General features: G+C 63.4%; 11 protein-coding genes. 3 read left to right on the top strand and 8 right to left on the bottom strand.

Annotated features, from left to right (window positions below; genetic code table 11):
- Positions 1–111 precede the first annotated feature (111 nt).
- Positions 112–447 carry a helix-turn-helix domain-containing protein gene (locus tag VB777_RS16085; RefSeq protein ID WP_323250178.1) on the bottom strand — a complete coding sequence of 112 codons (336 nt, stop codon included), beginning with the start codon at positions 445–447 and terminating at the stop codon, positions 112–114.
- A gap of 587 nt (positions 448–1,034) precedes the next feature.
- Between VB777_RS16085 and VB777_RS16090 the strand changes: the two genes are divergently transcribed.
- The gene (locus tag VB777_RS16090; RefSeq protein WP_323250180.1) at positions 1,035–2,189 is read left to right on the top strand and encodes a hypothetical protein; all 1,155 of its coding nucleotides are present in this window, start codon (positions 1,035–1,037) and stop codon (positions 2,187–2,189) included.
- A gap of 170 nt (positions 2,190–2,359) precedes the next feature.
- Here VB777_RS16090 and VB777_RS16095 read toward each other — a convergent pair whose 3' ends face one another.
- On the bottom strand, positions 2,360–2,620 hold the full coding sequence (locus tag VB777_RS16095) for a helix-turn-helix domain-containing protein (RefSeq protein WP_323250182.1): 261 nt from the start codon (positions 2,618–2,620) through the stop codon (positions 2,360–2,362).
- A 98-nt stretch (positions 2,621–2,718) separates the two neighbouring features.
- On the opposite strand from VB777_RS16095, the gene VB777_RS16100 reads away from it, so the two are divergent.
- Positions 2,719–3,039: a DUF1778 domain-containing protein gene (locus tag VB777_RS16100; protein ID WP_323250183.1), complete on the top strand. Its 321-nt coding sequence runs from the start codon at positions 2,719–2,721 to the stop codon at positions 3,037–3,039.
- Positions 3,040–3,043: 4 nt separating this feature from the next.
- On the top strand, positions 3,044–3,589 hold the full coding sequence (locus VB777_RS16105) for a GNAT family N-acetyltransferase (protein ID WP_323250185.1): 546 nt from the start codon (positions 3,044–3,046) through the stop codon (positions 3,587–3,589).
- Positions 3,590–3,785: 196 nt separating this feature from the next.
- Here VB777_RS16105 and VB777_RS16110 read toward each other — a convergent pair whose 3' ends face one another.
- The 6 genes from VB777_RS16110 to VB777_RS16135 form a co-directional block, all read right to left on the bottom strand.
- Positions 3,786–4,208 (bottom strand): type II toxin-antitoxin system VapC family toxin, encoded by a 423-nt coding sequence (locus VB777_RS16110; protein WP_323250186.1) that lies wholly within the window; start codon positions 4,206–4,208, stop codon positions 3,786–3,788.
- A 13-nt stretch (positions 4,209–4,221) separates the two neighbouring features.
- The gene (locus VB777_RS16115; RefSeq protein WP_323250188.1) at positions 4,222–4,518 is read right to left on the bottom strand and encodes an AbrB/MazE/SpoVT family DNA-binding domain-containing protein; all 297 of its coding nucleotides are present in this window, start codon (positions 4,516–4,518) and stop codon (positions 4,222–4,224) included.
- A gap of 63 nt (positions 4,519–4,581) precedes the next feature.
- Positions 4,582–4,746: a hypothetical protein gene (locus VB777_RS17525; RefSeq protein WP_416238383.1), complete on the bottom strand. Its 165-nt coding sequence runs from the start codon at positions 4,744–4,746 to the stop codon at positions 4,582–4,584.
- A gap of 80 nt (positions 4,747–4,826) precedes the next feature.
- The gene (locus tag VB777_RS16125; RefSeq protein ID WP_323250192.1) at positions 4,827–5,597 is read right to left on the bottom strand and encodes a Bro-N domain-containing protein; all 771 of its coding nucleotides are present in this window, start codon (positions 5,595–5,597) and stop codon (positions 4,827–4,829) included.
- Positions 5,594–5,911 (bottom strand): hypothetical protein, encoded by a 318-nt coding sequence (locus VB777_RS16130; RefSeq protein ID WP_323250194.1) that lies wholly within the window; start codon positions 5,909–5,911, stop codon positions 5,594–5,596. Before VB777_RS16130 ends, VB777_RS16125 begins: the two co-directional genes overlap by 4 nt.
- A complete protein-coding gene (locus tag VB777_RS16135) occupies positions 5,911–6,537 on the bottom strand; it encodes a hypothetical protein (protein WP_323250196.1) in 627 nt (208 codons plus the stop codon). The genes VB777_RS16130 and VB777_RS16135 overlap by 1 nt, the downstream gene beginning before the upstream one ends.
- Positions 6,538–6,617: the final 80 nt, after the last annotated feature.

The following is a 6,617-nucleotide window of genomic DNA, read 5'->3' on the forward strand; positions in this document are numbered from 1 at the left end:
AGGCCAACGATGCCGAAATCGGGCAGTTTGCGGCTCTGATAGCCGCCGATCCGACTTTTTGAGCCGGAAATCCACTGATGCCTGTGGAAAACTGGCTCGTGGGCTCGTTTTTCAGCAAACTCTTAGGCATCGCCGATGCCCTGGAGCTTCACCACGGCTGGGATCCGCTACTGGTCGAGGCCTGCTGAAGCTCTTGCCCGCAGACGTCTGCGCCAGGCCGATTTCCAGCAAGTCGGCCTGGCGGGCCGTGGCCTTGCTCATCGCCACCTGGCAGTGCTCCAGGTGATACAGCACCGGGGAGTTCGGGCTGGGGAACTTGCGCCGCCAGTGCTGGCCTGCTCGAAAGAGACCGCTGTTGCGCCAGCGGGCCAGGGTTCGTTCGCTCACGCCCAGGTGTTCACGGGCCTCACGGGCCGTGGCCCAGAGGCCGGGACGACAGGAGTGCATCGGCAGATGGCAGGTGTGCCCGCAGGGGCTGGTGATGCACCCGAGGACCCAGGAGGCGCCGGCCGAGTGCACGGGAGGCTATCGGGCCCGTCCCTGTCAGCCCCTGTCCGGCCATTCCCGCTGGTGCGCAGCCTGCGCACGGGCCTGGATTTTGCGCACATCTTGCGCACAACAGCCCAAAACAGGGCATGAAAAAGGGCTCTCGGATTTCCCGAGAGCCCTTGGTGTAACTGGAATCGGGGCGACAGGATTCGAACCTGCGACCTAGTGCTCCCAAAGCCCTTGAATACGGCTCTTCCGGAGTGCCTGCCGTAACTGGAGTTTACCCCCAAGAACCCTTGCTGTTACTGGCTTTCAGGCTTGCAGGATGTGGCTGTCTCTGGCCGGGCGTGCCAAGCTGAAGGGGCGATTCTCTTGCAGATTCTCTTGCAAGGGGTGTCGTGCGTGCCTGATTCCCTGGAGCCGTGCCGAAACCCACCACTGCCCCTCGCCCAGCTCGGGCAGCCAAGGACCGTGGCTGGGTCGCGGCGCTGCGCTTATCGCTCACATCAGATCTGGGACCTCGCAGTGGCTGGACGGTTTCGGAGATGCGTGGGCGGGTTCTGCTGAACGTTTCTGCATCTGCTGCGGGTGGTGCTCGCCAGCAGCGGGTATTGCCCTTTGCCTGGGCCGCTTCTGAGCGGCAAGCCATCCATGCAGCCGTTCTTGCCATTCATGCCGATTACAGCGATGGCGTACCCCTTGATCTCGCGATCGAAACCCACGCGCACATTCCTTCTGAGGAAGCGAGCTCTAGTGGATTAACGGTTAGCGAGGCAATCAACTGGCCACAACTGATTCAAGGATTCAAAGACCACAAGCTCAGCAGTGGGGCGATCAAGCAAAGCACCTGGGATGGGATCTATTGGCGCCGTATGTCTGTGGTTCTGGAGGCCATTGGCGGCAAGCGACGACCCATCTCATCCAAGCAACTTCTGGAGGCCGTGATCGAGTCCTGGAAGGACAGACCTGGATCTCGCGGCCGTCAGTTACAGGTTCAATTCACAGCAGCACTTTTGCGTTGGGGCGTCGACTCGGAACGGCTTCCATCATCCTGGGCACCCCCACTTGACCTCTCGATCTACGTTGGTCGGAAGCGTGATGAACGAGGGATTACAACACCCATCGATGTCAGTCATGTGCTGGGTTTGGTAGAGGCAATATCCGATCCGCGCTGGCGATTAGCGTTTCAGCTGATGGCTGCCTACGGCCTCCGTCCAGAAGAACTGCAACACCTGGAGATTCAAAAAGGACAGCTCTGGACGACCTATCAGAAAGTTTCCAGTCGAGGCCGCACTCGATCGAGAGTCCTGCGACTGTTGCCTTGCGACAACTGGGCGCAGGACTGGCGGCTCGAGAAAGCATTTCGACCTGACCGTATGCCACCGATGCGACCAGGTCATGGGGCTGAGGACCTTGGGACTTACATGCGGCGTCGACCCCTCTGGCAACAGCTACGGCGGGAGTATGAAGAGAAGGGCGAAAAGTTGGTGCTCTATTCCTGCCGCCATGGTTATGCCCACCGCGCTCATGTCACTTGCGAGCTTCCGCCCAAGGTGGTTGCAGCAGCCATGGGTCACTCAGTGGAAACCCACCTGGCGGCCTACAGTCGCTGGTGCGGGGATGACGTCGTGGATGACGCCTTCGCCAAGGCGGAGCAAAGGCTGGGCCAGAGGTTACGTGCTCAGAGCTCGGCGGCGTAGTGCCGCAGGACCTGCGGGAATCTGCTCAAACGTTGTTCCTCCAGGGTCGCCAGGTACTCTTCGCCCGTCTTGGGTGGGTTCCTGAGGCTGGCTCGGTGCTGCCGCATCGCCGCCCATGGCCACTCGGCATCGAGGTTCAAGCGTCGTAGACGACGGTGAAGCGATTCACCTCAGCAGCCCATGCCCAGCTCCTGGGCCTGGGCAGCCAGCTCATCGAGGGCTGCCGCACGCTGCTGGTCGATGGCGTGCATGTAGGCCATCAGATCGGATAGGCGGATGCGCCGATGGGTGCCGACCTTGCGGAAGGGGATCTCCCCTTGCTCCAGGTGCTCGATCAGGAAGGGGCGAGACACGTTCAGCAGATCAGCGGCCTGCTGCGTCGTGAGCTCGGCATGCACCGGCATCAGCATGACGGCATTGCCCTGGGCCATCTGCACCAGGATTCCCTGATTGACCCAGCAGCCCCGATCAGACGGCGACCACGTACGGCCATCCCCCGTACAATGATGAAGCTGCTTCCTGGTGTGCCATGTCGCCGGTCGAGACCATGCTCCATGCGGCGATCGACGCGATCGACGAGCCCCGCTCCGCTCGGATGGATCAGCGCACCAAGCCCTCGGTGAAGGCCAGCATTGAGGCGGCAGCAGACCTGATGGGCATCGAGGCTTCCGCCTTCGTGGTGATGTCGGCTTATGCACGAGCTCAGGAGCTGCTCAGTGGCAGGCAGCAGACCTTGCTCAGCCAGGGCGATCACCAGGCCCTACTCGCCGCGCTCGACGAAGAGACCACGCCAACGCCCGCCCTGCTGGAGGCTTGGCAGCTGCACCAGGACCAGGTCGTGCGCTCCTGATCCGGTGGCGGTTCGGATCGAAGCCTTTGACCCTGGCTTGCACGACACCAAGGACTTCAGCTGCGGCAGCGACAGCCAGGACAACTTTTTGCGCCGCACCGCCAAGCGCCAGCAGCGTGATGGCTACACCCGGCTCTACGTCGCCACCGACGCTGCCCAGGTCGACGAACCTCGGGCATGCCTGGGCTTCTACGCCATCAATGCCCATGCCATCGGCGTGGCCGATGTGCCTGCCGATGCTGCCCCGCGGGCACCGCGCTCGAATCTGATCCCAGGTGTTTTTGTGAGCCACCTCGCTGTCGACCGGAGGCATCAGGGCCAGGGGCTCGGTCGCATCCTGCTGGTGGATGCCATGCAGCAGTGCCAACGGGCGGGGCAGATCCTGGGTGTGCGGCTGATGTTGCTCGATGTGGCGGGCACTGCTGGAGAAGCGGAACGCGCTCGTCTCCACAGCTTCTACGCGTCGATGGGGTTCCGGCCCTTGCCAGGCCGAGCGGAACGGTTGTTCCTCTCTCTGCGTGCTCTCCCCCCTCTGCAATCGGGCGGGTAAGGCATCAGAGCCACAGATGCCTCCTACTTGTCCAGCCCGTAATGGTGGCCTCTGTCCACGTTCTCCAGGTGCCACTGCAGTGGCCCACGGCCCTGGGTGCAGCCCCAGCTGGCGGAGGGTTTCGCGGCTCATTTCAAGTGCTGCGCACGCTTCTGTGTCCGGCGGCCAACGGGGTTGACGCGGAGCAATTGTTGGTTCATTTCAGTGCTGGCCTCATCCCGAGAGCGGTCGCGGCTTGCTGCATTCGCACATCGAAGCTGGCCAGCCGGGTGCAACGGCTGTGCAGCGCTACCGCCAGATGCAAGGCGTCACCCGCCCGCAGGCCCAGGGCCGGATCTTGAAGTAGCTCGGCGGCCTGGCGAAAGCGGTCGCGATCGAGGGAACGAAGTTCCACCCCGCCCTGCAGCAGGCGCTCGAACTGCTCCCCAGCGGCCTGGCGCGCCTCAACACTGAGGCCGTGGTGGCGCTGCTTGATTCCCAGGGCGCTGTGGGTTTCGGTGATCAGCCAGTCGCTGCTGATCAGGGGTCCCCGAGATTGCGCAAACCAGTCGAGGGCTTGGGCACTGCGCTCTTCCGGGGTAAGCAGAGCCACCACCACGCTGGTGTCGAGATAGATCATCGATGGGTGAGCGTCACCAGCGTTCAGCGCCGCGGCATTCCTCGATCACCGAAGGGGTGAGAGGCATGGTTGCCTGTAGCTGGCGCAGATCATTGGCCAGGTCAGAGCGATCCAGCCTGCGCAGAGGCTCCAGGCTCAGGCGGCCATCAGGTCCAACGACGATGTCGATCTGATCGCCTTCCTGCAGCCCAGCCTGACGCAGGCAATCGGCCGGGAGCCTGACCGCCAGGCTGTTCCCCCAGCGGCGTATCGCCTGCGGGAAGTGCTGGCCGGAGTCAGCGGAGCGGTCTTGAGGCCTGGACTGTGTCAAGGAACGCCTTCGGCCGTTCACGGCCACCCGTAGAGACATGACTCTACGGGTGGATTGTGGCTTTCATTGCTGCAGATGCCGCCGGCTCCAGCCTGTGATTGTCGCCTCAACGTTCTCCAGATGCCACTGAAGCGGCCCCCGGCCCTGGGTGCAGCCCCAGCGGCGGTAGTGCTTGCCCGGGGTGAGCACCCCCCGCAGCCGCAGCTGGCGGAGGGTTTCGCGGCTCATGCCCAGCGCTCTGCAGGCTTCTGCCGTCGTCACCCAGACCCTCTGACGACCGGATGTTGCTGGTGCGGATTGACTCTCCATCAGCTCAGCTCCCGCAAGAGGCCAACCACTGCGGGATTCCAGAGAATCTGGTAACCGCTGTGTCCATGGCGGCAGTAGGGCATGGCTTCGGCCCATTCCTGGCCCCGTTGCGTCAACTCCCACTCGTCGCGGGCATTGCGGGTCTGCAGCCCGCAGGCCGCCAGGTGCTGGTTCATCACCCTGGCCGACATGCCCACCTGCCGACCCAACTGAGTGGCATTCAGCGAACAGATGGGCTCTTCGGCAGCCGGCAAGGCACGACGCAGGGTCTCCACTGCCAGGCCGGTGTTTTCCTGGATGCAGTTGAGGGTGGCAGCCATGGCGATCCCGGCCTTCACACCGGGGAGCCGTGCAATGGCTTGACCGATCAGCAGAAGAGCGCCGACGCTGTCTTGCTTCTCTGAGGGCAACGAAGCCGGAGTCGGGACGGTAGCTGGCACGGTGTAGCTCCCTGTCCGACGGATTGCCGGCAGCACCTCGTGAGTTACCCAGCGCTTGAACCGGTGTGCCTCCTTCTTGCGGCTGCCCAGCACGAGGTTGTACATCCCTGGCTCATTCACGATCGTCATGACCTGCTCGCCACCAGGGGTGTGAATTGAACTCACACCCTTCTCGTCGCCATCAAGCCGCTCCAAGGCCTTGCGGTCGAGGGCGAGCGAGGCAAGCAGATCAGCTGCCACGAACCAAGGATCACCCAGCTCATCGCTGATGACCCGGACTTGGCGGCCCTCGTACTCAAAGGGCACTAGGGAAGACGTGTTGTTGTTCATCGGTCTGAAATCGGTGAGGCGGTGACAGGCCCGTTGAGGGCTGAGCTGGGATCGGGACCGGAGCGGAAGTGGTTGTTGACAGTGGCCGGTGAGAACCGCGGCGGCACGGGCCCTGCAAGCAAGAGCAGCAATGTGCTGATCTGAAACGCCAGCCCCAGCAGCACCAGGCCTCGCAGGCAAACCAGACTGGTGGCTGCGACCGCGACGGTGGTGGGCCGGCGGGTGCGGCAGAACGCAGGCAGCTGGGGACCGGGCCGGTGAGGGGGCCTGCCGCTCCAGGTCCCGGAGTTGATGCCCTGACGATCAAGCGGCATCAGAACAACTCCTCGCCGTCATCCGCAGCGCCAGTGCTCCAATCACCGGCACCACTGCCGGTGGTGGTGTATCCCTCGACCTCCTCGAAGCCATCGGTGGGGTCGACCTGCTCGTAGGGCACGAACTCCACGACCTGAACGGCACGCGGCTGGAAGGTCATGCCGCAGCCGTTCTCCCCGTCCCAGTCGTAGATGTCGAAGGCGACGATCACCTTGGAGCCGTTGCCGATAGCGGCCCCATCCCAGGGCTGCTTTTTGGCATCGACGATGCGGGGACCCTCGGAGAGAGAGCCGTCGCGCCGCTGGAATTGCGGCACCTTGAAGCGGACCACGGTGATCTCGCTGGGCTTCTCCTTGTCCGCCTTCCAGGGGAAACCCTTCTCTGCCCGGCGCTTGCGACTGCCGTGCAGAGCGATGAACTGGTCCTCCATCGCGAGCAGGAAGGACTGGGCGTTCGCGTCACTGTTGGGCAGCAGCAAGTCGGCGGTCCAGGCCTTGGGCTTGCTCTTGTCGAGCTGGTGCCGGGGGGTGATCAGGTGGGCCCAGCGCACTTCGGCGAGGGGGGTGCGAAAGATGTCCTTAGGAGTTTGCTGAAAAACCCCGCTTCCTCTGCGAGAATGAGTCAACTGCCCCAGGTTTGATGCGAGGTCAGCAGGAGCGCAGCGGCTCCTTGTTCTCCTACGTCTCGATCGAGGAGCGGATCCCG

The sequence above is a fragment of the Synechococcus sp. CCY9202 genome, assembly GCF_034931685.1.
Classification (GTDB): Bacteria; Cyanobacteriota; Cyanobacteriia; order PCC-6307; family Cyanobiaceae; genus CBW1002.